General features: G+C 53.8%; 26 protein-coding genes. 11 read left to right on the top strand and 15 right to left on the bottom strand.

Annotated elements, in window-relative coordinates; all coding sequences use genetic code 11:
- Positions 1 to 79: 79 nt before the first annotated feature.
- From greA to L1I42_RS11025, 3 genes are all read right to left on the bottom strand, one after another.
- A complete protein-coding gene (greA, locus tag L1I42_RS11035; RefSeq protein ID WP_236114580.1) occupies positions 80 to 553 on the bottom strand; it encodes a transcription elongation factor GreA in 474 nt (157 codons plus the stop codon).
- A 235-nt stretch (positions 554 to 788) separates the two neighbouring features.
- Positions 789 to 998, bottom strand: a complete 210-nt coding sequence (locus tag L1I42_RS11030) for a cold-shock protein (protein ID WP_236114579.1) — start codon at positions 996 to 998, stop codon at positions 789 to 791.
- Positions 999 to 1,195: 197 nt separating this feature from the next.
- The gene (locus L1I42_RS11025) at positions 1,196 to 1,648 is read right to left on the bottom strand and encodes an RrF2 family transcriptional regulator (RefSeq protein ID WP_236114578.1); all 453 of its coding nucleotides are present in this window, start codon (positions 1,646 to 1,648) and stop codon (positions 1,196 to 1,198) included.
- A gap of 100 nt (positions 1,649 to 1,748) precedes the next feature.
- Between L1I42_RS11025 and L1I42_RS11020 the strand changes: the two genes are divergently transcribed.
- Both L1I42_RS11020 and L1I42_RS11015 read left to right on the top strand, forming a co-directional pair.
- Complete coding sequence (locus tag L1I42_RS11020; RefSeq protein WP_236114577.1) at positions 1,749 to 2,186, top strand: group III truncated hemoglobin; 438 nt, start codon at positions 1,749 to 1,751, stop codon at positions 2,184 to 2,186.
- Positions 2,183 to 2,407 carry a hypothetical protein gene (locus L1I42_RS11015; protein ID WP_236114576.1) on the top strand — a complete coding sequence of 75 codons (225 nt, stop codon included), beginning with the start codon at positions 2,183 to 2,185 and terminating at the stop codon, positions 2,405 to 2,407. Before L1I42_RS11020 ends, L1I42_RS11015 begins: the two co-directional genes overlap by 4 nt.
- A 201-nt stretch (positions 2,408 to 2,608) precedes the next feature.
- Here the strand turns inward: L1I42_RS11015 and carB are convergent, their stop codons facing one another.
- The 4 genes from carB to L1I42_RS10995 form a co-directional block, all read right to left on the bottom strand.
- Positions 2,609 to 5,920, bottom strand: a complete 3,312-nt coding sequence (gene carB, locus L1I42_RS11010) for a carbamoyl-phosphate synthase large subunit (protein ID WP_236114575.1) — start codon at positions 5,918 to 5,920, stop codon at positions 2,609 to 2,611.
- Positions 5,921 to 6,088: 168 nt separating this feature from the next.
- Positions 6,089 to 7,000: an aromatic amino acid exporter YddG gene (gene yddG / locus L1I42_RS11005; RefSeq protein WP_236114574.1), complete on the bottom strand. Its 912-nt coding sequence runs from the start codon at positions 6,998 to 7,000 to the stop codon at positions 6,089 to 6,091.
- Positions 7,000 to 7,596, bottom strand: a complete 597-nt coding sequence (locus tag L1I42_RS11000) for a glutathione S-transferase N-terminal domain-containing protein (RefSeq protein WP_236114573.1) — start codon at positions 7,594 to 7,596, stop codon at positions 7,000 to 7,002. Before L1I42_RS11000 ends, yddG begins: the two co-directional genes overlap by 1 nt.
- A 28-nt stretch (positions 7,597 to 7,624) precedes the next feature.
- The gene (locus L1I42_RS10995; RefSeq protein ID WP_236114572.1) at positions 7,625 to 8,089 is read right to left on the bottom strand and encodes a GNAT family N-acetyltransferase; all 465 of its coding nucleotides are present in this window, start codon (positions 8,087 to 8,089) and stop codon (positions 7,625 to 7,627) included.
- A 187-nt stretch (positions 8,090 to 8,276) separates the two neighbouring features.
- On the opposite strand from L1I42_RS10995, the gene L1I42_RS10990 reads away from it, so the two are divergent.
- Positions 8,277 to 9,257 (top strand): zinc transporter ZntB, encoded by a 981-nt coding sequence (locus L1I42_RS10990; RefSeq protein ID WP_236114571.1) that lies wholly within the window; start codon positions 8,277 to 8,279, stop codon positions 9,255 to 9,257.
- Between the two features lie 124 nt (positions 9,258 to 9,381).
- On the opposite strand, the gene L1I42_RS10985 is transcribed toward L1I42_RS10990, so the two are convergent.
- The gene (locus tag L1I42_RS10985) at positions 9,382 to 10,341 is read right to left on the bottom strand and encodes a GAF domain-containing protein (RefSeq protein ID WP_236114570.1); all 960 of its coding nucleotides are present in this window, start codon (positions 10,339 to 10,341) and stop codon (positions 9,382 to 9,384) included.
- A 219-nt stretch (positions 10,342 to 10,560) separates the two neighbouring features.
- Between L1I42_RS10985 and adh the strand changes: the two genes are divergently transcribed.
- Positions 10,561 to 12,078 (top strand): aldehyde dehydrogenase, encoded by a 1,518-nt coding sequence (adh, locus tag L1I42_RS10980; protein WP_027834527.1) that lies wholly within the window; start codon positions 10,561 to 10,563, stop codon positions 12,076 to 12,078.
- 51 nt (positions 12,079 to 12,129) lie between these two features.
- Positions 12,130 to 12,483 (top strand): DUF779 domain-containing protein, encoded by a 354-nt coding sequence (locus L1I42_RS10975; protein ID WP_236114569.1) that lies wholly within the window; start codon positions 12,130 to 12,132, stop codon positions 12,481 to 12,483.
- A 50-nt stretch (positions 12,484 to 12,533) separates the two neighbouring features.
- Here the strand turns inward: L1I42_RS10975 and L1I42_RS10970 are convergent, their stop codons facing one another.
- From L1I42_RS10970 to carA, 4 genes are all read right to left on the bottom strand, one after another.
- Positions 12,534 to 12,926 (bottom strand): GFA family protein, encoded by a 393-nt coding sequence (locus L1I42_RS10970; protein WP_236114568.1) that lies wholly within the window; start codon positions 12,924 to 12,926, stop codon positions 12,534 to 12,536.
- Between the two features lie 180 nt (positions 12,927 to 13,106).
- The gene (locus tag L1I42_RS10965; protein WP_236114567.1) at positions 13,107 to 13,877 is read right to left on the bottom strand and encodes an MBL fold metallo-hydrolase; all 771 of its coding nucleotides are present in this window, start codon (positions 13,875 to 13,877) and stop codon (positions 13,107 to 13,109) included.
- Between the two features lie 165 nt (positions 13,878 to 14,042).
- Positions 14,043 to 16,022 (bottom strand): bifunctional 2',3'-cyclic-nucleotide 2'-phosphodiesterase/3'-nucleotidase, encoded by a 1,980-nt coding sequence (locus L1I42_RS10960; RefSeq protein ID WP_236114566.1) that lies wholly within the window; start codon positions 16,020 to 16,022, stop codon positions 14,043 to 14,045.
- A gap of 263 nt (positions 16,023 to 16,285) precedes the next feature.
- The gene (gene carA / locus L1I42_RS10955) at positions 16,286 to 17,464 is read right to left on the bottom strand and encodes a glutamine-hydrolyzing carbamoyl-phosphate synthase small subunit (RefSeq protein ID WP_236114565.1); all 1,179 of its coding nucleotides are present in this window, start codon (positions 17,462 to 17,464) and stop codon (positions 16,286 to 16,288) included.
- Between the two features lie 267 nt (positions 17,465 to 17,731).
- On the opposite strand from carA, the gene L1I42_RS10950 reads away from it, so the two are divergent.
- The 6 genes from L1I42_RS10950 (at position 17,732) to L1I42_RS10925 (ending at position 25,067) form a co-directional block, all read left to right on the top strand.
- Positions 17,732 to 18,184 carry a GatB/YqeY domain-containing protein gene (locus L1I42_RS10950; protein WP_236114564.1) on the top strand — a complete coding sequence of 151 codons (453 nt, stop codon included), beginning with the start codon at positions 17,732 to 17,734 and terminating at the stop codon, positions 18,182 to 18,184.
- Positions 18,185 to 18,187: 3 nt separating this feature from the next.
- Positions 18,188 to 18,706 (top strand): GNAT family N-acetyltransferase, encoded by a 519-nt coding sequence (locus L1I42_RS10945; RefSeq protein WP_236114563.1) that lies wholly within the window; start codon positions 18,188 to 18,190, stop codon positions 18,704 to 18,706.
- Positions 18,707 to 18,799: 93 nt separating this feature from the next.
- Positions 18,800 to 19,999: a hypothetical protein gene (locus L1I42_RS10940; protein WP_236114562.1), complete on the top strand. Its 1,200-nt coding sequence runs from the start codon at positions 18,800 to 18,802 to the stop codon at positions 19,997 to 19,999.
- A gap of 9 nt (positions 20,000 to 20,008) precedes the next feature.
- On the top strand, positions 20,009 to 21,940 hold the full coding sequence (gene dnaG / locus L1I42_RS10935; RefSeq protein WP_236114561.1) for a DNA primase: 1,932 nt from the start codon (positions 20,009 to 20,011) through the stop codon (positions 21,938 to 21,940).
- 187 nt (positions 21,941 to 22,127) lie between these two features.
- Positions 22,128 to 24,113: an RNA polymerase sigma factor RpoD gene (rpoD, locus tag L1I42_RS10930; protein WP_236114560.1), complete on the top strand. Its 1,986-nt coding sequence runs from the start codon at positions 22,128 to 22,130 to the stop codon at positions 24,111 to 24,113.
- A gap of 111 nt (positions 24,114 to 24,224) precedes the next feature.
- A complete protein-coding gene (locus tag L1I42_RS10925) occupies positions 24,225 to 25,067 on the top strand; it encodes an urea carboxylase-associated family protein (RefSeq protein WP_236114559.1) in 843 nt (280 codons plus the stop codon).
- Between the two features lie 17 nt (positions 25,068 to 25,084).
- Here the strand turns inward: L1I42_RS10925 and L1I42_RS10920 are convergent, their stop codons facing one another.
- From L1I42_RS10920 to L1I42_RS10910, 3 genes are all read right to left on the bottom strand, one after another.
- Positions 25,085 to 25,501: a universal stress protein gene (locus L1I42_RS10920; RefSeq protein WP_236114558.1), complete on the bottom strand. Its 417-nt coding sequence runs from the start codon at positions 25,499 to 25,501 to the stop codon at positions 25,085 to 25,087.
- A 151-nt stretch (positions 25,502 to 25,652) separates the two neighbouring features.
- Positions 25,653 to 26,519 (bottom strand): aminoglycoside phosphotransferase family protein, encoded by an 867-nt coding sequence (locus L1I42_RS10915; RefSeq protein ID WP_236114557.1) that lies wholly within the window; start codon positions 26,517 to 26,519, stop codon positions 25,653 to 25,655.
- Positions 26,509 to 26,697, bottom strand: a complete 189-nt coding sequence (locus L1I42_RS10910) for a hypothetical protein (protein WP_236114556.1) — start codon at positions 26,695 to 26,697, stop codon at positions 26,509 to 26,511. The genes L1I42_RS10915 and L1I42_RS10910 overlap by 11 nt, the downstream gene beginning before the upstream one ends.
- Positions 26,698 to 26,704: the final 7 nt, after the last annotated feature.

Here is a 26,704-nt window from a genome sequence, read left to right as displayed (position 1 = left end):
GGCTACGTGCACAAAAAGAGAAAAGAAAACCCCGGCTTTTGGCAAAGCCGGGGCAATTTGTCTCAGACATGCGGTCAAATTAGATATATTTGACTTCCAAAATCTCGTACGAGCGGGCGCCACCGGGGGCGGTCACTTCAATGCTGTCACCCACTTCTTTGCCGATCAAAGCACGGGAAATAGGAGAGGAGATTGAGATTCGGCCCGCACTGGCGTCTGCTTCAGGATCGCCGACGATCTGATAGGTTTTTTCCTGCTCAGTATCTTCGTCAATCAAGAGCACGGTGGCGCCAAATTTAACCGTGTCGCCACGCAGTTTGGACACATCAATGACATCGGCAAGCGCTAGAATGCTTTCCAGCTCCTGAATGCGCCCTTCATTGAGGCTCTGCTGTTCTTTTGCCGCGTGATATTCGGCATTTTCTGACAGGTCGCCATGGGCGCGCGCTTCAGAAATATCTTGGATGATGCGCGGGCGTTCGACTGACAGGCGATTGTTCAGTTCTTCGCGCAAGGCCTGGTGACCCGAAACGGTCATTGGGATTTTATCCATAAAGCTCACATCCTTTTAGTTGCGCTTACACAAAGCTTCTTCCGGCCGGGCAAGCCCGACCAAATCGGTTTGTTGCAAACGGTCGCTAAACGAAAAATCGGCCCCTTCATGTGGAGCCGCATTCCTTATCTTTTATAATTATAATCGCGACTGGACATTTGACAAGCCGCGATCATTATTTGGTGGTGCCACCTTAATCAGTCAATGGTGGCATAAATCTGGCAAGGTGCCAAACTTAAAGCGCTGCCAGTTCACCAGCAGAAGATTTGCCAGAACGCTGGTCCTGCAAAATCTCGTAAGAGACTTTTTGACCTTCGTCCAAGCTTGGCATGCCCGCTTTTTGTACAGCTGAAATGTGTACAAAAACGTCGTTGCCGCCTTCGTCAGGTTGAATGAAGCCATAGCCCTTTTGGGTGTTGAACCATTTAACGGTACCTTGAGGCATAGTAATTCCTTTCGCGAATGTAGTGCCAGTTTCCCCAATGCATCGATCGCACCAGGGCTGTAATCGATGTTGGTAGAAACGGTTTAGTTCGCGGAGGTAGCTCCGGCCAGATCGTTCGGCCAATAGTCGATGGTTGAAGAGTAAGAGTTATTTGTGACATTTTCAAGTCAAAACAAACCTGTTTTCCGAATAAAATTTTACAAGTTTTCGGATACAATCCGTTGATTAAGTAACGGAGATGATTGTTTTTTGCTTTTTAAAATATCGCTCAAAGTTTTTTCCCCCAACACATCAAAAAAAGCACTTCTTGCTGAAGTAAACAGTGTAGTTAGTTCACAATATCCGGCGAATTCACAGGCGCATTTTTGCCGATCAAGACACTCGACTAATGAAAAGTTCGGCTCTGAGATGCGGATGAGTTCGGCAATTGTTTTATTTGCGGCTTCATCACTTAGGCTGATGCCGCCGGCTTTGCCGCGCGTGGTGTGCAGAATATTGTGCTTGGCCAGATGATGCACAATTTTGGTGAGGTGGTTCTTTTTCAGCCGCAAAATGTTGGCGACCTGCCCAATGGTCATCTTTTTGGGGGCCACCATGCCCAGCAGCATGAGGAGGCGAAGGCTGTAGTCTGTTTGTGATGTTAGCTGCACAAATTGTCTCACTTGTCGATTTGGCTAAATTAACGGTTGAATTTTTTGGCCGGATTTGTAAAGATGCATTTAATATACATCTTTTATGAAGGCGATTCAAATGAGTTTTGCAGAGGTGCATCGCGAGAATTATCGGCGTCAGGCCAAGGCCTATGGCATTGATGCAGACTTTGTATCGGCCATGGTGGACGGGTTTTACACCAAAGTGCGCAATGATCCTGAGCTGGGCCCGATCTTTGATCAGGTGATTGAGGATCAATGGGAGCCGCATCTGATCAAGATGAAGCAGTTTTGGCGGGCCATTGCCTTGAAGACTGGTGAATATGAAGGGCGCCCCATGCCGGCGCATCTCAAGCTGAAAAATGTGACCAAGGCGCATTTTGCCAAATGGCTGCAGCTGTTTGATGAAAATCTTGAAGAGATTGCGCCCAGCCCCGAAGCCAAAGCTTTTTTCAATGACCGCGCCCGCAATATTGCCCGCAGCCTGATGATGGGCATGTTTTATGATCCGGATGAGGAATTGGGAGTGCAGGCATGATGTATGTTGTTTATGTCTTTATGGGCCTGACGGTTTTGATGATGAGCCTTTTTGTCATCGTGGTGTTTTCTGAACGACAGCATTTTGCTGAGCCGCAAATTGCGTTGAGCCGTGATCCAGTGGGGTGCCAGTTTATCTTGGCAGCAAAAACGGGTTTCTGGTTCTGGAAAGCAATATTGGTGGTGGTGACACTGCTTTACATATTGGGAGTTATCGGCTGATGAAACATTCTCCATTTCACCGTTTTCTCCTGATGGCCCCCTGGCTTTTGCTGTGGGGATTTGCGCCCATGCCGAGACGGGGCATGGTTTGCACTGACAGGCGCCCTTTAAGATCTCACGCCTTTGGTTTGTGCGCGCAAAAAAGTGGGCAGCCTATTGGTCGGGCTGCCCACTCAATTTTTCAAACGCGATCAGAAATAGCTATGCCGCGAAATAATCCTGTACCGAGGTGACTTTCAAATTGTCGGTTGAGTAGGCCACGATACCCTCAACCGCAGCAATCGCGCCGGCAATGGTGGTGTAATAAGGGATTTTGTTTAACAAAGCCGTGCGCCGCAAGTCGCGGCTGTCGCGCAGGGCCTGTGCCCCTTCGGTGGTATTGATCACCAATTGCACTTCACCATTTTTCATGGCGTCGACAATGTGGGGGCGCCCTTCAAGCACTTTATTGACCTTTTTACACTCAATGCCATTTTCGGTGAGATAGCGTTTGGTGCCGCTGGTGGCGATGACTTTAAAGCCGACTTCGGCCAGCTTTTGCACAGAGGCCAAAATCGCGGCCTTGTCCTGATCGCGCACGGAGACGAATACGGTGCCGGACTTAGGCACCTTGGTGCCGCCGCCCAACTGGCTTTTGGCAAAGGCGATGGCGTAATCATTGTCCATGCCGATCACTTCACCAGTGGAGCGCATTTCCGGCCCCAAAACCGTATCCACACCCGGGAAACGGGCGAAGGGGAAGACCGCTTCCTTGACCGCAATATGTTTTAGCTTACGCTCTGTCAGGCCAAAGCTGGCGAGGCTTTCGCCCGCCATAATGCGGGAGGCGATGGCGGCAATCGGGTAGCCGATAACTTTGGCGACGAACGGCACGGTCCGTGAGGCACGTGGGTTCACCTCCAGCACATAGAGCTGATCGTCTTTGAGCGCATATTGCACATTCATCAGGCCGCCCACATTCAGGGCTAGGGCCAGATCGCGGGTCTGGCGTTTGATTTCCTCGATCGTCTCATCGCTCAAGGACCGCGGCGGCAGGGTGCAGGCGCTGTCGCCAGAGTGCACACCAGCTTCTTCAATATGTTCCATGATTCCGGCAACAAAGACATCTTTGCCATCGCACAATGCATCCACATCAATCTCGATCGCGCCGCCGAGATAGCTGTCAAACAGCAGCGGGCCTTCAGCGAGCACAGAGTTGATCTGGCCGGTTTTGTCATTTGGATATTTTTGCCGGATATGAGGGGGCACCAGTTCGGTGAGGGTGCCTTGCACATAATCTTCAAACTCATCCGAATTGTGCGCAATCACCATCGCACGACCGCCCAGCACGTTGGAGGGGCGGATCACCAGCGGATAGGAGATATTTTCTGCCACAATGCGCGCCTGTTCCAGCGAGTGGGCAATGCCGTTTGAGGGCTGGGTCAACTCTAGATCGTCCAAGAGCTTTTTAAAGTGATCCCGGTCTTCGGCGAGATCAATCTGCTCTGGCTGGGTGCCGAGGATCGGGAAGCCCGCGCGTTTAATATCGTTGGCAAGCTTCAGCGGGGTCTGTCCGCCAAACTGTACGATTACGCCCGCCAATGTGCCTTTAGACTGCTCGGTACGCAGGATTTCCAGCACATCTTCCTTGGTCAACGGCTCAAAATAGAGCCGATCAGATGTGTCATAGTCAGTGGAAACGGTTTCGGGGTTGCAGTTGACCATGATGGTTTCATATCCTGCATCTGCGCAGGCGAACGAGGCGTGACAGCAGCAATAGTCGAACTCGATGCCCTGACCAATCCGGTTGGGGCCGCCGCCCAGAATCACGATCTTTTTGCGGTCGCTCGGCTCGGCCTCATTCACCAATTCACCGGCAAAAGGCGCTTCATAGGTCGAGTACATATAGGCGGTCGGTGAGGCGAACTCAGCGGCGCACGTGTCGATGCGCTTGTAGACCGGATGTACGTCCATTTCGTCGCGAATGGCTTTGATTTCGCGGGGCTTTTTGCCAGAAAGGTCAGCCAGCCGCGCATCAGAAAAGCCCATGCTTTTCAGTTTGCGCATTTGTTGGGCATTGTCCGGCAGGCCATAGGCTTTGACCTTTTCTTCCATCTCAACAATGCCGCGAATTTGCTCCAATACCCATGGGTCGATGGCGCAGGCGCGGAAGATAAACTCATCGTCAAAGCCCAGCCGCATGGCCTGTGCCACCACCAAAATGCGATCTGGCGTTGGGGTGCCCAAGGCGGCGCGCACGGCGTTTTTATCGTCGCCGGAGCCAAGGCCTTTAATTTCGATTTCGTTGAAGCCGGAGAGGCCGGTTTCCAAAGAGCGCAACGCTTTTTGGAAGCTTTCCTGGAAGGTACGACCTATGGCCATGGCTTCGCCCACGGATTTCATAGCGGTGGTCAAACGATTGTCTGAGCCAGGGAATTTCTCAAAGGCAAAGCGTGGGATTTTGGTGACCACATAATCGATGCTTGGCTCAAAGCTGGCCGGTGTTGCGCCGCCGGTGATGTCGTTTTCCAGCTCGTCTAGTGTGTAGCCGACCGCCAGACGTGCGGCGACCTTGGCGATGGGGAAGCCTGTGGCTTTCGAGGCCAGCGCGGAGGAACGCGACACACGCGGGTTCATTTCAATCACGATCAGGCGGCCATCTGCCGGGTTCACGGCGAACTGCACGTTCGAGCCGCCGGTTTCCACACCGATCTCGCGCAGCACCGCCAGAGAGGCGTCGCGCATGATCTGATATTCTTTATCGGTCAATGTGAGGGCCGGGGCCACGGTGATGCTGTCGCCGGTGTGCACGCCCATCGGGTCGATATTTTCGATGGAGCAGATGATGATGCAATTGTCCTTTTTATCGCGGACAACTTCCATCTCATATTCTTTCCAGCCGATAATGCTTTCTTCCACCAGCACTTCGTTGGTGGGGGACGCGTCGATGCCTGCCTCTACAATCGAGAGATACTCTTCCCGGTTATAAGCCACGCCACCACCAGTGCCGCCCATGGTGAAGGATGGGCGGATAATGGCGGGCAAACCAACAAATTCGAGCGCTTCCATCGCTTCGGTGATGTTGTGGGCCAGCATGGATTTGGCTGTTTCCAGCCCGATTTTGTCCATGGCTGCGCGGAACAATTCGCGGTCTTCCGCTTTGTCGATGGCTTCGGCGGTCGCGCCGATCATTTCCACACCATATTTTTCCAACACGCCCATTTTGCGCAAGGAGAGGGCGCAGTTTAGCGCCGTCTGGCCGCCCATGGTGGGCAAGATTGCGTCGGGGCGCTCTTTTTCAATGATCTTGGCCACCACTTCCGGGGTGATCGGTTCCATATAGGTCGCATCCGCCATGTCCGGGTCGGTCATGATGGTGGCCGGGTTGGAGTTGACCAAAATAATGCGGTATCCCTCCGCCTTCAGGGCCTTACAGGCCTGGGTGCCTGAATAGTCAAATTCGCAGGCCTGACCAATAATAATTGGGCCGGCACCGACAATAAGAATGGAGGAGATATCTTCACGTTTTGGCATAGCATCACTCGGCATCAAGCAGCGCTTTGGCTTGCAAGGGTCCAAAGCGCCGGGTTGCGATTCAAATCATGTGGCTAAGCGGGCGTTTTAGGCCGAAAAACCGAAAAGGGAAACCCCATAACGCAAGAAAATTTTAATTTCTTCGAATGGTGCACATTTGAGTGTGATTTATTCAGGCCCAAGCCCTGTGGTTGGAGGAGGCGTTTTGGGGCGTTTGCCAAATATCATGTCCTTAGACGCAACAAGCGCACCAGCGGTGATGAGCACACAGGCCCCACCTATAGCCAAGGTGAATTCGCCCAAGCCGAAGCCAATCAGGATCAAGGTGGACAGGAGCGGCGCAAGGTAGGCGCCAGCGCCGAGCAATTGAATATCGCCCTTTTTCATGCCTAGATCCCACGTGTAAAAGGCTGTGCCCAATGGACCCAGGCCGAGTCCCAACACCGCCAACCATTGGCCGAGATCGGCGGGCCAGACGGTCTGCTCCCAAATGAAATGGCACAAGAGCGATAGAATTGCGGTGGCGGCGCAGAAGCCGGTGACAGCATTTGTGGGTACGTGGGCGACGCGGCGTGAGAGCACCGAATAGCTCGACCAGGTAAGAGCGCCGCAAATGCCGATGGCATAGCCAAATGCATATTGGGGTTCAACCTCAATGCCACGCCCTTTGGTAACAATGAGCGCCGCGCCAATAAGCCCCATTAATGCCCCCACAATATGGTGGACACGCAACTTTTCACCCGGCAGCAAGGCAGAAAACAGCACAATAAGCAGTGGCCAGAGATAGTTGATCAGCCCCGCATCAACGGGTGGGGCGTTCCGCAGAGAGGTGAAATAGAAAAAGTGGTAGCCAAACAAGCCACCGATACCGAGCAGCCACACCAATAAAGGCTGTTTGAGCTGATGGATGGCTTGTGGTTGCTTTATCCAACGCACCATGCCCACTAGGGCGCCGACGGCAAAAGCCATGGCGGAAAGCTGAAATGGCGGCACTGTTCCGCTTGCGGCGGTGAACAGCGCCAGGAACGACCAGTTCAGAATTGAGGTGGCGCCGATCAGCGTGGCACGATTGCGGGTCATTATTTGGGCTCAGTGGCCCGCATTGAGGGCCGTTGGGCAAACTCATCATGCCACTCCTTTAGATAGGAATAGGGTGAGAGCCAATCATGATCCCTCAAGCGAAACTGGACATAGCCGATGGCGCAGGCCAAAGCGATCTGGGCGGTGGAAATGTCGCCTTCAATCTTGTCCAACTCGTTCTGGGCCTGCGACAGTCCACGATCAATGGCGCAGCCCCAGCGCTGTTGCCATTGAGCCGAATGCTGTTCTTGCGGTTTGCGGATGTCGGTGACGATGTTGAGGGCGCTGTCCAAGATGCCGTCAAACAGCGCTTCATGCCGGCGCATGGCCCAATGGGCATCCCCCTCTTGCGGCATCAGGCGCGGGCCTTCGCCAATTTCATCAAAATAGGCGCAGATCACTGGGCTGTCGAACAGGGTTTTGTTTTCGCCATAGATCAGGCAGGGGATTTTGCCCAGCGGATTGAGGTGATTAAGTTTCTCCGGCTCATCCAGCGGGCTGACATGCACTTCCTCGATGTCAGCGATGCCCTTTTCAAGCGCGGTGACGCGGCATTTGCGGGCGTAGGGTGAAGCGTGGGAGATCAGAAGTTTCATCAACACAATCCTTTAAAAAATAGCGCGGTTAGAGCGACAATTTAAATCCTTCGTGGGAACGCACAAAGCCCAGTCGTTCATAGAATCGATGTGCTTCTGGACGATTTTTTGACGAGGTGAGCTGCACCATGCCCGCGCCTTTGGATTTGGCGAATGCGATGGCCCACTGCATCATTTCCCCGCCCAGCCCCTGACCTCGGTGATCGGCGCGGATATGCACACCTTCCAATTGCGCGCGCAGACGGCCACGCCCGGCTATGCCGAGCAAAAGATTGATCTGCATGCAGCCGACCGCTTCGCCCTTCAGCTCTGCGATAAAGAATAGATTGTTGGGATCCTTTTCAATCCGGTCAAAGGCGCGTTGATAATCATCGCTTTGCGCCGCCTCTGGATCATCAACAATTTCGCGACCCGGTGCGTTGCCGCCAATGGATAGCATGAGAATCGTGGCGATGTCGTCACGTCGGGCGGGGCGTATTTGAAGTTTTGACATGAGATGACCTAAACATCGGTGGGGTATGGTGGCGGAATTGTTAATCGACCGGACCGGCACGAGCAAATAAAAACTGGCCCCTCTGACCGATCCCAAATTTATGGTCGTGCTGTTACACGCAAGATATTTCAGTGTTTTTTGGATAAATGGGCATTTCAAATCGTGTTTTTATTGCTATTGTTTGGGCATGGAACCTGATCAAAATTACGCGTTTGCATATGATATTTTTAAAGACGGTACGTCAAAAAATATCGATATGGATGTTGCGGCCACACCAAAGGATGCGCCTGCGTCCAATGGTTTTCAGTGGGTTCACGTGCATGGGCATCGTGAGCAATTGCGCGAGGCGCTTGCCCGGCAAAATCTTGACCCGCTGATCGTTAATGCGCTGACGGCCGCCGAGACACGGCCCAGATGTACGCCCATCGGCAATGGGGCGATTATCATTTTGCGCGGCGTTAATCTGAATGAGGGGGCACAACCGGAAGATATGGTGTCGATCCGCATTTGGGTGGAGCAGCACCGGGTGGTGAGCTGCGGGATCCGCCCGCTGAAGGCGATCGACGATGTGGTGGATATGATCACAAGTGGTCGCGCGCCCAGAACCGCAGGGGATTTGGTCGCCGTCTTCGCGTTGCGGCTGGCCGATCGCGTGGAACCGGTGGTGGCCGAATTGAACGAACAGGTTGATGGCGTGGAAGAGACGCTTGAGATTGAGGATATGTCTGCCGTGCGCCGGCATTTGGCTGAAATCAGACGGTCTTCAATTATTCTGCGCCGGTTTATGTTTCCGCAACGTGATGCGCTGACCACCTTTGAGGTGGAAGGGTTCAGTTGGATTTCAAAGTTGACGCTGAGCCATTTGCGCGAAGCGGTGGAGCGGGTGACCCGCGTTTGTGAAGAACTAGACTCCTTGCGTGACCGGGCGCAGATCATTCATGATCAGATTATGGATGAGCGTGCCGAATTGATGAACAAGCAAATGCTGGTATTGACGATTGTGGCGGCGTTTTTTCTGCCCGTCGGGTTTTTGACCGGATTGCTGGGGATGAATGTTGGGGGCGTGCCGCTGATGGACAGCCCTTACGGTTTCGCAGCGATCTGCGGTCTGGTTTTCGTCATTTTTGGTATCGAATATCTGATCTTTAAAAAGCTGAAGCTTTTTTAGGGGCGAAACTGTCTCAGAATTGAGACTCGGGGCTGTGGAAAAAGGATTTCTGGCGCGAAGCTGAGACAAATCAGCAAGCAAAAGGTGCAGAAATGATCTGCGCCATTTTTGTGTGCGGCCCCGCTTAGTTCGACGAGATACCAAGCTTTTGCATGCGGCGGTACATGGTGGCGCGGCTGATGCCGAGATCTTTGGCGGCGAGGGAGACATTGCCTTTGGTGCGGGCGAGGGCGCGGCGGAATTCTGACTTTTCGGCGCTTTGTAGATTGGTGCGGCTTTCCGATGTGCTGACAATATCGCTGATGGGCGTGGGGTCGGCCAGCATGGCCTGATCGACGCCGAAGGCGCGGCGCGCGTGGCGGTTGGCGCCGATGACGAGATCATCTTGATCGACGGCAAACAGGGCGGTGGCGTTTAAATCTTCGGTAGGGGCGATGATGACGCGGGAATCGCGATAGGTGGCGCGGAAATAGTCTTGCTCGATGCGCTGAGCCGTGTCGGCCACCACCTTGCCGAACACATGGGCGATGCCGCTGGTCATGTCGTTGCGGCAGCTCGAAATGTCGAGCACGGCGATCATTTTGCCTTCATTGTCAAAGACCGGCGCGCCCATGCAGCTCATCATGGTGTTCTGGCTGCGGAAGTGCTGGTCGCGATGGATCACCACCGGGCGCTGCTCGGCGGCGCAGGTGCCAATGCCATTGGTGCCCTGGTTGGCCTCGCTCCAGATGGCGCCTTTGGTGAGGCCCCATTGGTTGAAGGTGGTCTCGTCGCCCGCTTGCGAATGGGCATTGAGAATGACGCCATCAAGATCAGACAGCACCACGCAACAGCCGGATTGGCTGACGGTCTGGAACAGTTTTTCAAGGGTGGGGCGGGCCACATGCATCAAAAAATCAAGCTGACCCAGCGCTTCGCCCAATTGGGTGCCCGAGACCTGCTCGGCGCGCCGCCGCTGCTCTGGCGTCAGGCCATAATGCAGCATAGATCGGCGCCAAGAGGCGGCCAGGCTGGACTGGGTTGCATGCTGATCTTTTTCGACAATTGAACGGACATATTCCGCATGTGAACGCGATGTTGCCATGATCAATTTCCTCCCAGCTAAAAGATTAGCAGAAGAGATTGCGCTGCAATAGGGGGGTAAATCCACACCGGCGGTGTGGAAGGTGATTTGCGACCCAATCTGTCGCGAAAGTGAGACAGGTTGAGAGGGTGCGATGTTGTGGATGGGCTGACCTTGGTTGGTGCCCCATGCATGGTGATCTCCACCCCTTTTGGGAGAAAGGGATTTGAGGAGGATAGAATGAACAAGATTGATATTACCAAATCTGCATCGCGCATCTACAAGGCCAAATATGGCAACTTCATCAATGGTGAATTTGTGGAGCCGAAGTCTGGCAAATATTTTGAGAATACTTCGCCCGTGAATGGTCAGGTGCTCTGCGAAGTGGCCCGCTCTAACGAAGCGGATATTGAAGCGGCGCTGGATGCTGCGCATGCGGCGAAAGATGCTTGGGGCCGCACCAGCCAAGCAGAGCGGGCGGTGATGCTGAACAAGATTGCGGACATAATGGAAGCCAATCTGGACCTGTTGGCGGAAGCCGAAACATGGGACAATGGCAAGCCGATCCGCGAAACGACGGCGGCTGATTTGCCCTTGGCGATTGACCATTTCCGCTATTTTGGCGGCGTGATCCGGGCGCAGGAAGGCTCGATTGCCGAAATCGACAATGACACGATTGCCTATCACTTCCATGAGCCATTGGGCGTTGTGGGGCAGATCATTCCGTGGAACTTCCCGATTTTGATGGCGACGTGGAAACTGGCCCCGGCTTTGGCGGCGGGTAACTGCGTAGTATTGAAGCCAGCGGAGCAGACCCCGGCCTCCATTATGGTGTTGCTGGAATTGATCGCGGATGTGTTGCCGAAAGGCGTGTTGAACGTGGTGAACGGGTTTGGCCTTGAAGCGGGCAAGCCTTTGGCCTCCAGCAAGCGGATCGCCAAGATCGCCTTTACCGGCGAGACCACAACCGGCCGCCTCATCATGCAATATGCCAGCCAGAACATTATTCCCGTGACGTTGGAGTTGGGCGGCAAGTCGCCGAACATCTTCTTTAAAGATGTGACGCGTGAGGATGACGACTATTTCGACAAGGCGATTGAAGGCTTTGTGATGTTTGCGTTGAACCAGGGCGAAGTGTGCACTTGCCCCAGCCGCGCGCTGATCCATGAAGATATTTATGATGAATTTATGGAGCGGGCGTTGAAGCGGGTGAATGCAATTGTGCAGGGCAACCCGCTGGATTCAGCCACCATGATTGGTGCGCAGGCGTCTTCAGAGCAGCTTGAGAAAATCTTGTCTTATCTCGATATTGGCCGTCAGGAAGGCGCGGAAGTGCTGGCCGGTGGCGGGCAGGCGCATTTGGGCGGTGATCTGGAGAACGGCTATTACGTTCAGCCGACCGTGTTTAAGGGCGACAACAAGATGCGCATTTTCCAAGAAGAGATTTTTGGACCCGTTGTGTCTGTGACCACATTTAAGGACAATGATGAGGCGCTTTCGATTGCCAATGACACGCTTTATGGCCTGGGCGCTGGCGTGTGGAGCCGCGATGCCAACACGTGCTATCGCTTTGGTCGCGCCATTCAAGCGGGCCGCGTGTGGACCAACTGCTACCACGCTTACCCAGCCCATGCGGCGTTCGGCGGTTATAAGCAGTCTGGCATTGGCCGTGAGAACCATTTGAAAATGTTGGATCATTATCAACAAACCAAAAATATGCTGGTGAGCTATGCGCCACAAAAACTTGGTTTCTTTTGATCGAATGGAGCGGGGCTGAGCGATCAGCCCCCACTTTTCAAGAGGTGCATCATGACCGAGCAAAAGGTGAGTGCAACCCCGGCGGCGCTTGAGCTGATTGAAGAGATCAAGCGCGATCACGGTCCGATTATGTTCCATCAATCGGGTGGGTGTTGTGATGGGTCGTCACCCATGTGTTATGCGCAAGGCGACTTCTTACTGGGCGATGATGATGTGTTGCTTGGTGAGATTGGCGGCGCACCGTTTTACATTGGCGGCGATCAATATGAGGTGTGGAAGCACACCAAGCTGATTATTGATGTGGTGCCCGGGCGCGGCGGCATGTTTTCGCTTGATAATGGCCGCGAGAAACGGTTTTTAACCCGCTCTGAGGTCTGCTCGATATCGTATCGCTCTTCTCCCTAGAGCATGCGCAGCAGGTCCGGTGCCAGCCCTCCGCACCGGACCATTTGCGTTTAGGCAGGGTGCTCCAAATTTTGGGCGGCCTCGTCGCAAATTTCGTACCATGAGGGTTTATCAGCAATAAATTCATGCATCTGATTCTTCAGATCAAGCTCGCTATCAATAGCATTGGCGGCGATGGGGAAACTATCGTCATCAGACAGAATTTCGCCCAATGAGGTGCCGCAATTTTTACAGAAAGTGCGCTCATATTTATAGGGCGCTTCCGGCTTGTAAACGGCCACATGGTCTTTGCCTTGCACCCATACCAAGTCGGCTTTTTTAACGAAGATAATAGCGCTGGCGCCAACCTTGCGGCAGCGGGAGCAGTGGCAGGTGCCCAGCATGGATGGTTTGTTTTTCAATTCAAACTTTACCGCGCCGCAGCAACAGCTTCCCTTGATCATAACTCATTCTTTCTATTTGATTTTTGCGCTTCAGGAGTTAGCGAATAAAAGAACAATAAGTGAACAAACGTAAGGCGTCAAGTTGAGAAAATTGTCTGGTTGTGAATGTCGATGAGGTCAAAAAATACCGCACACAGCTGGCGCTGTGCACGGTTGGGAGTAAGATGATGATGATATGGCTTAGTACCAGTCGCCCATTTTGACTTTGGCGGCATCGCCAACCAGTTTGGCAAATTCTGCCGGGTCCTGAGTGCCACCATCGCGGCCACGATAGTGGTAGGGGTAGACCACTTTTGGTTTGAATTCTGCCACTGCTGAAGCGGCGGCATTGGCGTCCATCGTGAACGGCAAATTCATGCACACGAACGCCAAATCAATATCTTCTAGTGCCCGCATTTCAGGAATATCTTCGGTGTCGCCAGAAATATAGATGCGGAAACCATCGACCGTGAGCACATAGCCATTGTCGCGACCTTCCGGGTGGAAATTTTTGCGCTCTTCCGTGGTGTTGTACGCTGGAATGGCATCAATATTCACCGCCTTAAAGCTGGTGGTGCCGCCATTGCCGATTTGCGTGGCATTTGCTGTCAGATTTTCCGGCAACATGTCATAGACGGCCGGGTTCGTGATCAATGGGGTATCTTCACTTTTCAGCGCGGCCAAAGTTTCCGCATTATAGTGGTCGCCATGCTCGTGGGTGATGAGGATCAGGTCCGGTTTCGGCAGATCAGCATATTGCGCGGGATCGCCAACGGTATCCACATAGATCACGCCTTCAGGTGTTTCCAGCACGATGGATGCGTGGCCGATGGGATGCACTTTGACCGTTCCATTTGCGGTTTGAAATTCATGCATATCGTGCCCGTCGGCGAACGCAGAAAATGGGATAAAGGTGATGCCGCCAGCTACAATGGCACCGGTACGGAGTAAGTCTCGTCTTGAAATAGTCATTTAAGCCTCCCTGATTATGGTCGGGAGCATAACGCGCGAATGTGGCAAACGGATACAGGTGAACAGTGAATTAGTTGGTCAATAAACTGTTCGATATTTTGAGGGTAAAGATATGGGGCGGCGCCATAAGGCGTCGCCCCGATGTCAAAAAGGAAGATGGACCGCTTAAAGCGTGATGCGATAGGTACCAAAGCCGCTTTCGGCTTCGCCCACATAATCGATTTTCACCTCAGTTACGTCGGCCAGATGTTCCTTGGCTTTCGGCCCGGTTTCAAACAACACGGTGGTGTCGTCCAACGGCGCCAAAGACCAGTTATTGTCTGCCTTTGGATTGATGGTGCCTTTTTCAACAATGTAGCGCACAATCACGTCGCGGTTGGTGTCTGGCCCCACAAAGATGATCACATCATCGCCCAGGCCCGGGAAGCTGCCGCCACCAGATGCGCGATAATTGTTGGTGGCTACGACGAACTTCTGATCCATATCGATCGGTTCGCCATTATAGCGCAGATCCACAATACGTGACGCATCCGGGTTGATGGCCTCGCCGCCGCGTGGGGGATATTTCGAGGGCTGGGAGATGTCGATTTTGTAGGTTACGCCATCGATCACATCAAAGTTGTAGGAGGGGAACTCATCATTGATCAGTTTTTGATCGGTTGATCCCGGCTCCACCTGATTAAAGATGCCAGCAGAGCGCTCCAGCCATTCCTTCACGCCTCGCCCGTCAATCAAAACGGCGCGCACGGTGTTGGGATAGAGATAAAGGTCGGCCACATTTTTGATGGCGACCGGACCTACAGGAACGTCAGTATAGTAGTCTGGGCCACCCCGGCCACCGGCTTTAAACGGTGCGGCGGCAGATAGGATCGGTAGATCTTCCCACTCGGTGCCGCGCATCATTTGCTCGGTGTACCAAAGCTGGGCCTGCGATACGATTTGCACGGATGGATCATCGGCGACCAGCGCGAAATAGGAATGCAATTTCGCTTCGGTTTCGCCCACAGCCGTCCGCACATATTCAAGCGTTTCGTCGTGGGTTTGCTGCACAGAGGCCAGAACGGCGGGGACAGATTCAACCAACGGTTTGACCTCGCGTTCTACCCGCTCGTAGATCGGGCGGGCTTCTGACGTGTGGGAGATGATCTTCCACTCATTGCCGCTTTTTTCGATCAGCAAATCAATCAGGCCCATATGGGAGCCCCAGAAACCAGGCATGACCGATGGTTTGCCGAGCAGTGTGCCATTGGCCGTGTCCACGCCCTCAATTCCATCATATTGTGAGCTGGGGAACACATTGTGGTGGTGCCCCGTGAACACCACATCAATGCCTTCAACACCGGCGAGATAGAGCGAAGCGTTGCCCATCATGTCGGTTTGCGGTTCACCGCTAATGCCTGAGTGTGACAGGGCCACGATCAAATCGGCGCCTTGTTCTTTCATCAAGGGCACATAGGCTTCGGCGGTTTTCACGATGTCGCGGGTCATCACTTTGCCGTTCAGGTGTTGGAAATCCCACACCATGATTTGGGGCGGCAAAAAGCCGATAAAGCCAATTTTGACAGTGTGTTTTTCACCAGCGCCGTCGACCACTTCTTTTTCTAAAATTTTAAACGGCGGCAGCAAGGTTTTGTCTTTGGTGGGGTCTTCACCCAAGACAGTACCCATAACAACGTTCGCGCAGACGAACGGGAAATTTGAACCAGCCAAAGCTTTTTCAAGGAACGGCAGGCCATAGTTGAATTCGTGGTTGCCCACGGTGGCGATATCATAGCCCAGTGTGTTCATGGCGGCGATCATGGGGTGCAGATCGCCTTCTTTAAAGCCGCGTTCATAAGCGACATAGTCGCCCATGGGGTTGCCCTGGATCAAATCGCCATTGTCGACCAACATGGAGTTGGTGGCTTCGGCGCGAATATTTTCGATCAGTTTAGCGGTGCGGGCCAAGCCCATCGTATCGTTTGGGCGGTCCGCATAATAATCATAAGGGTGGATGGCGACGTGAATATCCGTCGTTTCCATCAGGCGCAAATGAGCTTGCGACGGGTTAGCCATTGCGGAGAAGGGGTGCATGGCGATCAATGTGCCAGCACCAGCCGCGCCCGCAAGGAAAGCGCGACGAGAAATTGAGTTTAAATGAGACATTATTCCCTCCATGGAATAGGCGAAGTAACAATCGAGACGGGTGACTTCTGCCGGGCACCTTTAACGTTTCGATGACGGAATAATGTATGATTTTTGACAATTTGGTCAAAAATTTTGTGTCGCCCGGTGGATAAGCTGTGCGAAGCTTTTAAAAACGACTGAAAATAGAAATGGTTACACCTGGACGCCCAAAAAAAGACGAGCAAGATTTACATCCTGCTCGTCTTATTTGTTGCTTATCCGCCGACTAGGGCGTGGTTGTGCTAGGCCGCTTTTGCTTTGTGTGATTTCACATTGTCCATAAAGCGGGCGAACAGATAGTGGCTGTCGTGCGGGCCGGGAGAGGCTTCCGGGTGGTGTTGCACGGAGAAGATCGGCTTGTCCTTCACCATCAGGCCGCAGTTTGACTCGTCAAACAGGGATTTGTGGGTTTCAATCACATTGGCTGGCAGACTGGCTGAATCCACGGCAAAGCCATGGTTCATGGATGTGATTTCCACTTTGGTGGTCGTCAAATCCTGCACCGGATGGTTGGCGCCGTGATGGCCCTGGTGCATCTTTTTGGTTTTTGCGCCCAAGGCGAGGGCCAGCAATTGGTGGCCGAGGCAGATGCCAAAGATGGGTAGACCACTTTCAATCAATTCTTTGATGATTGGCACGGCATATTCGCCTGTGGCGGCCGGGTCACCCGGGCCGTTGGACAGGAAAATACCATCCGGGTTAAGCGCCAGAATGTCTTTGGCCGGGGTTTGGGCATTGACCACCGTCACGGTTGCATCCTGATCCACAAGGCAGCGCAAAATATTGGCTTTGGCGCCATAATCAACTGCAACAATGTGGTGTTCGGCTTCTTTCGGGTCCACCTGACGCACTTCCCATTCCCAGGTGCGTTCGTTCCACTTATAGGTCTGGGCGGTAGAAACGGTTTTCGCCAGATCAAGATTTTCCAGCCCTGCAAATTTCGCCGCTTCAGCTTTGAGGACGTCAATGTCGAAATTGCCTTCGGGATCGTGGGCGATGATGGCGTTGGCAAAACCTTTATCGCGGATCATGGCGGTGAGGGCGCGGGTATCGACTCCGGCAATGCCGATAATATTGTTGGCTTTGAGCCAGTCATTCAAATGTTCGGCAGAGCGATAGTTTGATGGATTGGTGATGTCGGCTTTGAGCACGCAGCCACGGGCGCCGGGGGCGGAGGCCATTTTCACGGTTTCCACATCTTCCGCATTGGCACCGATATTGCCAATGTGGGGGAAGGTGAAAGTGATGATTTGCCCGGCATAGGACAGGTCTGTCAGGATTTCCTGATAGCCAGTGATGGCAGTGTTAAAACACACTTCGCCCACCGCGTGACCTGTTGCGCCAAGACCCTGGCCTTCGACAATTGTTCCGTCTTGAAAGATAAGCAGCGCTGTTGCTTTGGTTTCTTGCCAACCCGACATTCGGCCATTCCTTTTGATCTGTGAATGTAACCGATCCGCCATTTGGGTGCAGCTTTAGGGCGGCTTGAGATGTGCCGCGCTGAGGCTTGCCCGATTTGGTCTGGATCGGATGGACACTAAGGGAGAAGAGCCGGAAAATCAACCGATTCCTTAAAGATTTAATCCCACAAATTCAATGACTTAGATGTTTTTATATTGAGGCATTGGCAGAAAGGTTCGCCTTAGGTATAACTCAAGCCTTGTTTTAACAGCTAAAGATGATGCTTCATGCGAGACCAAATCAACCAAGCCCTTAAACATGCCCTTAAAAACCGCGATAAGCGACGGATGGGGACTTTGCGCCTGATCAGTGCTGCCATCAAGGATCGGGATATTGAGGCGCGGGGCAAGGGCAAAGAGGCTGTGGACGATGCGGAAATCTTGCAGCTTTTGCAAAAAATGGTGAAGCAGCGCGAAGAATCTGCTGCCGTGTACGCGGAGAATAACCGCGATGAGCTGGCTGAGCAGGAACGGGCGGAAATTGAAGTGATTCAGGAGTTTTTGCCCAAGCCGTTGACCGACGAGGAAGTGGACGCCGCGATCGAGGCGGCGATTGCTGAAACCGGCGCTGAGAGCCTTAAGGATATGGGCAAAGTGGTGGGTGTGTTGAAATCGAAATATCCCGGTCGGATTGATTTCGGTGCAGCTTCCAAGAGCGTGAAAGCCAAACTGAACGGTTAGACCATGTCCATTGCGGTTGAGCTGACTCCGGTTCACATTGATCATGTGCCCGCGCTGCTGCGATTTGAGCGGAGCAATGCTGACTATTTTGCACAATTTGTGCCCAAGCGACCGCTAAAGATGTTGACCGATAAGGGCATGGCGGCGGCGGTAAAACAGCTCTGCCACGAAGCTGAGACGGGCCAAGGTGCCTATTTTGTGGTGCTGAAGGGCGATGAGGTGATCGCCCGGCTCAATCTGGTGTTTGATGGTGAGCAGGCAGATATTGGCTATCGCGTGGGGGAAAGCCATGCGGGGCAGGGCATTGCCACCCAGATGGTGCAATGCGCGCTGGATTGGTTGAAGGAAGAAGGCTTTGACGTGGCCACAGCGCATGCGCTTTCCAGCAATCCCGGCTCGGTGCGGGTGCTGGAAAAATGCGGCTTTGGCGTCAACCGGGTGGACCAGGATGGTGGTGCCGCTTTCGGGTTTGATGGCGATGTGGCGCATTTTGAACAGATGCTGATTGTGGAACCCGCCTGAATTCGATCAGATTGATTTGCTTTTCTGCCGCCTCAATGGTTCAGTAGATTTTCAGCTTTTTTGCAGCCAGGCGCGGCAGCGCGGGGAGATGTTATGCGGCGATTTTTAACCAGTTTAGGAATGTGTTTTGCGTTGGCCAGCTCGGTTGTCATGGCGGAGGAACTGGTGCCCTCGCCGTTGAGCGCTGCTTTGGCGGAAGGGGGATTGGCCGGTGGGCTGGACTATGCCGAGACCGCGCTGGATGGGGACGAACAGCGCTTTGCCTTGGGGGCGCTGACCGCTTTGCAGGCGGTGGAGCATATTTTTCAGGTGCGCTACGACAATTATTCGGGCCGACTGCCGCTGGTGCCGGGCGGGCGCAGCCAATTGCGGCTGAACCCGGACGCACAATTTGACCCGGCGTTTGTTGAAATGGCCCTAAAAGGGGCGAATGAGCGGTGGGCCAGAGCGCAAAATCATTTGGAGCAAATGGGCGACGAAGAATTTGGCCTGATGATCAATCTGCAACATATCTGGTTTGACGTGGACAGCGATGGAAAGCAAAGTCCGGACGAAGGTCTGCTGTGGATGATGGCGGGCGGTATGAATGTGCCGGCTGCGCGCGGTGAAGCGTTACCGTTTGTTCAATTTGATCGGGCCGACGGGCGTTGGCTGTTGGCTTATACCCATGTGCTGCAGGGCATGGCGGAGATGGTGCTATCGGTTGACCCCACCCCGGCGATCACGAAGGTGACTGACGGCGTGGCGCGGATGCGCGAGTTGGGCAAGGTTGATCGCGACCCCATCTTTGGTGATGACAATATTATCGATACGATTGCTATTGTTATCAATGCGCTGCAGGGGCCTCCGGATCAGGCGCGGACCCAAAAAGCACTGGTGCACTTTCAAGCTATGATTGCGGCCAATAAAGAATTTTGGCGCTTGGTGGCGCTGGAGGAAGATGACCAGGCAGAATGGCTGCCGAACCCGAACCAGCAATCGGCGTTTGGTGTGCCTGTGACCGAAGAGATGGCTGCCGGATGGCAGGATGTGTTGGGCGAGCTTGGGGCGGTTTTGGCCGGGGAGGCCCTGGTGCCGTTTTGGCGGCTGGACCGCGGCGGTGCAGAAGGCGTCGGGGTGAATGTGAACAAGTTTTTGACTGCGCCGAGCGATCTCGACCTGTTTTTAATGGTGCATGGTGCTGCCTTTGCCCCCTATATGGAAAAGGGGCGAGTGGTTGATTTGGACGTGCTTGAACGCTTTTCGGACATGACAGGTGGGCAGGGGGGCATTTTTGCCCTGTGGTTTAATTGATTGGACGATATGCGCTTTAGTGACCAGTTTTTGGATGAAATTCGCGAGCGCCTGAATATTTCGCAGGTGGTGGGCGAGTATGTGACCTGGGATAAGCGCAAATCCCAGCCCGGGCGTGGCGATTTTTGGGCTTGTTGTCCGTTCCATGGGGAAAAGACGCCCAGCTTTCACGCTGATGATCGCAAGGGGATTTATCACTGCTTTGGCTGTGGGGTGACGGGCGACCATTTCCGTTTTCTGGTGGAAAAGGGTGGTTTGAGCTTTCCTGAGGCGGTGGAGCGCCTTGCCGGTCAGGCGGGGGTGCAACTGCCGGCGCGTGACCCGCAGCAAGAGGCGCGGCAGCAAAAGCGCAACAGCCTTTATGATGTAATGGAACTGGCCACCCAATATTTTGAACAGGCACTGGCGGCCAATGTGGGTGCACGGGCGCGCGGCTATTTGAATGAGAGGGGCGTGTCGCCTAAAATTCAGGAGCAGTTCCGCCTCGGCTTTGCGCCAGACAGTCGCAATGGGCTGAAAGAGTTTTTGGCGCAAAATCAAGTGACTGCGCGGCAAATGATCGATTGCGGCTTACTGGTCGCGGGTGACGATATTGCGGTGCCGTTTGATCGGTTTCGCAACCGGTTGATGTTTCCAATTGAGGATTTTCGTGGCCGGGTGGTGGCGTTTGGCGGGCGGGCCATGTCGCCCGAGGCGCGGGCGAAATATCTCAATTCGCCGGAAACCGAGCTGTTTCACAAGCGCCGTACGCTTTATAACGGCCAAATGGCGCGGCAGGCGGCGCATGACGGCAAGCCGCTGGTGGTGGTTGAGGGCTATATGGATGTGATTGCCTGTGTGCAGGCTGGCTTCCATGGTGCCGTGGCACCGCTGGGCACCGCGCTGACCGACGAGCATTTGGGATTGTTGTGGAAAATGACCGGCACACCGATCCTTTGTTTTGACGGCGACAGCGCCGGGCAGCGGGCTGCTGGGCGGTCTATGGATGTGATGCTGCCGATGCTCAAGCCGGGGCAAAGCGCCAAAATTGTGACTTTGCCGGAAGGGGTGGACCCGGACGATTTGATCAAGGCAGAAGGGCGCAAGGGGTTTGAGGATCTGCTCGCCAGCGCGGTGCCGCTGTCGCAAGCGATCTGGCAGCGCGAAACCCAAAATGCCAATGTGGAGACGCCAGAGGCGCGGGCTGAGCTTGAGGCGCGGCTGCGTGGCCTGGCCAATGAGATTGCCGATCCGTCGGTGAAAAAGCATTATGGCCAGGCGTTCAATGACATGCTTTATCGCTTTTTCCGGCCGCAGGGAAAACCAAACTACCGTGGACGTGGCAGCGGCGGCGGTGGCGGGCGCAACTCAAACTATGGTTCGATCAAAACCAACGGCCGCAAGAGTTATTCACCCACATCGAGCTTGATGCAAAGGCTTAAAAATACTGGTGCCGGGGCAATCCACCCTCGCGAGGCGGTGATCTTGCTGGGGCTGATCAACCATCCTGAACTGGCGGAACAGCACATGGAAGATTTGGCCAATCTGGAGCTGACCAGCCAAGCGGCCAGCCAGATGTTGGACATGTTGATGAACACCGTTGCCATGGACCCGTCTATTTCGGCAGATAAGCTGCGCGCGCAGATTGAACAGCGTGGTCTGCTGGATGCACTCAATACAATTACGGCGCAGGTGCAGCGTCAGGGCATTTGGCAAGTGGACCAAAAAGCGGACAAAAGCGACGCTGAAATCGGCTTAAATCACGCTTTGGCCTTGCATTATAAATCAGTTCGATTAAATAAGGAGCTGAAAGCGGCCGAATTGGCACTTGGAAATGACCCAAGTGAAGAATCTTATGAACGGCTACGCGACATACAGAACCAGATATCCAGTGTTGATGGCACGGAAGCTTTGATTGAAGGGTTTGGTTCGTTATCTGGGCGCTCGACGCGGAGTCTTTAATTTCTTTTTTAAAAGGAAAGGGCTCGGTCGGCGGTTTTCGCGTATTTGACGTTCAAATACTCTCCAAGGTAACGAATGTGAAATGAGATTTGGGTATGCGCTAGGGTATCAAGCAAATATCCGTACCTTGTTCGGAGCGAGATAAACGCAGGCAATTCTGCCATCCCCGCGTTCAGGAGAACAATGAATGGCGACAAAGGCTAAGGAAAACGAGAAGCAGGACACAAGCGCAGAAGCCCAGGACGGGCCGCTCCTCGATCTTTCAGCATCATCTGTCAAAAAAATGATTCGGGCCGCAAAGAAACGCGGCTATGTCACTTATGAAGAGCTGAATGAAGTTTTGCCTTCTGATCAGGTGTCTTCAGAGCAGATTGAAGATGTGATGGCGATGCTCTCGGAAATGGGCATCTCTGTGATCGAAGAAGATGAGGCCGAAGAGCGCGAGGCGGAAAAAGAATCCACCAGCACCGAGCTGACCGTGGCCACCGGCACTGCTGTGGCGTCCAAATCCAATGCCCGCGAAGGTTCTGACCGCACCGATGACCCGGTGCGCATGTATCTGCGCGAAATGGGCACGGTGGAATTGCTGTCACGCGAGGGCGAGATTGCCATTGCCAAGCGTATTGAGGCGGGCCGCGAAACCATGATCGAGGGGCTTTGTGAAAGCCCATTGACTTTCCAGGCGATTATTATTTGGCGCGATCAGCTGGCCGAGGGCGAGATTTTGCTGCGTGACATTATCGATTTGGAAGCCACCTATGCTGGCCCGGATGCCAAGGAAGAGCCGACCATTCCGGCAGAAGGCGAGACCAACAAACCCGCTGAAACGGAAAGCAAAGCTGAAGACGGCGCCGAGCAAGAAGGTGAAGGCGGCGACGACGACGATGATGATGAGTTTGAGAACAATCTCTCCTTGTCTGCGATGGAAGCCGAACTGAAGCCGCAGGTTGTTGAAACCTTTGACCAGATCGCCAGCACTTATGCCAAATTGCGCAAGCTGCATGATGAGCAGGTCGAGCAAAAACTGGCGTCCAGCTCGCTTTCGGAAAAACAGCTGAAAAAGCTGGATGCGTTGAAAGCTGAAGTGATCGCGGAAGTGAAATCACTTTCCTTGCACAATGGCCGGATTGAAGCGCTGGTTGAGCAGCTTTATGACATCAACAAAGGTCTGGTGCGTATTGAAGGCCGTTTGTTGCGCCTGGCGGAAAGCTATGGCATTCCGCGCGAAGACTTTTTGACTGAATATCACGGCAATGAATTGGCACCGGATTGGGTGGACACCATTTCCACCTTGCCGAAGCCGGGCTGGACCAACTTTGCTGTGGCCGAGCGTGACACGATTGAAGAGTTGCGCGAAGAAATCAAAACCCTTGCCACTGAAACCGGCATGGACATTTCTGAATATCGCAAGATTGTGCACAAAGTACAAAAGGGTGAGCGCGAAGCCGCCATTGCGAAAAAAGAAATGGTTGAGGCAAACCTGCGTCTCGTGATTTCGATTGCGAAAAAATACACAAACCGTGGTTTGCAGTTCCTGGATCTGATTCAGGAGGGTAATATCGGTTTGATGAAGGCGGTGGACAAGTTTGAATATCGCCGGGGCTATAAATTCTCGACTTATGCCACTTGGTGGATTCGTCAGGCGATCACTCGGTCTATTGCCGACCAAGCGCGTACGATCCGTATTCCAGTGCATATGATCGAAACGATCAACAAGATTGTGCGGACATCGCGCCAGATGTTGCACGAGATTGGCCGCGAGCCGACACCAGAGGAATTGAGCGAAAAGCTGCAAATGCCTTTGGATAAGGTGCGTAAGGTACTCAAAATCGCGAAAGAGCCGATTTCTTTGGAAACGCCGATTGGCGACGAAGAAGACAGCAATCTGGGCGATTTCATCCCGGATTCAAACGCAGTGCAGCCGATCGATTCTGCGATCCAATCCAACTTGCGCGAAACCACAACCCGTGTGCTGGCGTCGCTGACGCCGCGTGAAGAACGTGTGTTGCGGATGCGCTTTGGTATCGGCATGAACACCGACCATACGCTTGAAGAAGTGGGCCAGCAGTTCAGCGTGACACGGGAACGTATTCGTCAAATCGAGGCGAAGGCCTTGCGCAAGCTGAAGCACCCAAGCCGTAGCCGCAAACTGCGCAGCTTCCTGGATAGCTAAGCCTAGCCGCTTTTTCGATAGAATTTTGAAGGCGCTCCATTTTCATTGGGGCGCCTTTTGTTTATGTGTAAATGATCGATTGAACTGATCTTGCCGATATTGGGAGTGAACATGGCCGAACCCAAAGATGCGGCTGCCCGCCGCGCTGTTGAACCTGTGATCTGCTATCCGGTCGATAGCCTGCCTCAGCCAGATCTTGGGGCTTATCAAAAGTTCCGGACGCACGCCACGAAGATCGATGAGTTGGTGGTGCCGCCGCGGGATGCGTTGAGCTTTAAGGTGCCCGCTGGCGGCTTTTTCCGGATTACTTCGGTGGAGGGGCCACAGGTGGGAGATTTGAACCTGTGGCACGCGGATGATTTGAATGAGTGGTTCTTTTCCGGCAAGACCCGCGCTTTGCACGGCACTCATGTTACCGAGGGGCATCAGCTTTGGTCGAATTTTCCAGTATTGCGGCCGCTGGCGACAATTGTTGCGGACACGCTGGACTGGTACGGCAAGGATGAATTTGGCGGCGGGGTGCATGATGTGATCGGCACACGCTGCGATCCTTATACCAATAATCTGCTCTCGGGCGGGCATTATCATCATTGCTGCCATTCCAATCTGACGCGGGCGCTGGCGGATGCCACAGGCCTGACGCTGCACGAAGCGGAGGCGCATGTGCATGATGTGCTCAATGTGTTTATGTGCACCGGCTTCACCCGCGATACGGGGCAGTATTTTATGAAGGCCAGCCCGGTGCGGCCTGACGATTTTATCGAGTTTTTCGCCGAAGTACCCTTGCTGGGCGCGCTCTCCACTTGCCCGGGGGGCGATTGTTCCGCCGAGCATTCTTCGGATACCGCAGCCTGCTACCCGCTCAAAGTGGAGGTGTTTGAAACACCTGCCGAGGCGCTAGGCGATTGGCAATCACCGCCGTCCAATGGCTATGACCGGAGCCATGGGCGCTAAGCATTGATGGCGCGTGGCTAAGGTCGTATCAGCATGACTGAGCATTTGGCGTGATGGGCGACCTGCCCGCCATTTGAGGGCAAAATATAGTCTGCCACGCCGGGAACATGGCTGGCCATCACAATCAAATCGGTCCCACTGGCCTCAATTGCCTTGAGGAGCGCATCATCAACTTCTGTCGCCGGATCATTGGCCACTTCCATATGGGCGGAGGCTTCAATTCCGTGCTTTTTGCCCTCACTCTCAGCAAAGGCTTGCAGCTTCTGGCGATATTCTTCCGGGTTATGTGCCGCGGCGCTTGGTGCCGAAGAGGCAACGCCCACATAGGTAAGGGGTGCGCCGTAATGCTTGGCTAAATCGGCCGCACAATCCAGTGCATCCGCCAGCTTGTCGGCGTGCTCCAAATCCACAGCCGTCATGATATTCTTGAACATTTGCATGCTCCTTCCATCGTTTCGGGCGCGGATCTGCAATGATATGGATCGGCCAACAGAATTGTCCGATCTGCGCCCTGACCTTCCCATGATACATCTCTGGGATGATGCCGCATTGATCTGAGTCACCTTGGTTTTCAGGTGAAAATGCCTATTTTGCCTCGTTCAAAACTTCCGCCAGCGCTTTGGCCTGAACGCCATTTTCATCTGGGCTTGAGAGACCGGCAAGGGTCACCAATGCTTTCCAGAGGGCCCATGCTTTGGCGCGGTGCCATGTATCCTCGTCAATGTGCAGCGTTTCTTTGAAATGGGGGCGTTCGTCTGCGTTGAAGTAGGTCCAAGCGATGGCGTAATCGCATGCGGGATCGCCCACGCCGCAGGTGCCAAAGTCAATGAGGGCGGTGATTTGGTCTTTGCTCATCAGGATATTGCCGACGGCGATGTCACCGTGAATCCATACCGGTGCCTCTAGCCATTGGCTCTGGGTGGTTATCTGCCAGATTTGCCAACAGGCGTTTGCATCCACCTGATCGTTCAAAATGTTGAGGCTTTTGATCACTCGGTCTTCGTAGATGTTGGGATGGCAGCCTCGATGGAAAGAGTGTTCACCGGCGCCCAGTGCGTTGTCTGGCGCTGCGGTCCGGAGCGCGATCAGGATGGTGGCAAGTTGAGTTGCGAAACGGGTCCGGTCCGAAGGTGGCGCGTTCTCCAACGTTTCGCCGTCCAGCCAATGGCGGATGGACCATGGAAGCGGATAAACCTCACTTGGCTCACCTAAGGCGTAGACCTTCGGTATGTCCACCGGAAGGTAAGGACCAAGCGCAGCGAGGGCCGTTGCCTCTTTTTTAACCGCAGCGGCATAGCCAGCTTCACTTGGCAGGCGGACAGCCAGATTGTTGCCTAACCTGAAAGTGCGGTTGTCCCAGCCTTGTTTGCTTACCGGTCGGACAGGGAGATGGCTAAGGCCCGGGAACTGGCGTTCAATCAAGTGCTGGACCAAGGATGCATCAATGTTCACGTTCAGCTTTGCGCTCCCTTTGTCCGATTTGCTTGCGAGGATAAAGGGGCGTTACAACAATGTCATCAGGCGCGTCACGCCGCACAATTGTTATGACTGAGTTGAAGTCCGCGACCGTGAACGGATCCAGCATAAAGGCGGGGGCTTTCGGCGAGACCGCGCAGAGCACAGTTTGCATGCCCGCC

The organism is Maritalea mediterranea, assembly GCF_021568695.1.
Taxonomy (GTDB): Bacteria; Pseudomonadota; Alphaproteobacteria; order Rhizobiales; family Devosiaceae; genus Maritalea; species Maritalea mediterranea.
The sequence above is the reverse complement of the archived record's forward strand: the minus strand, read 5'-3'. Positions and strand labels throughout refer to the sequence as shown.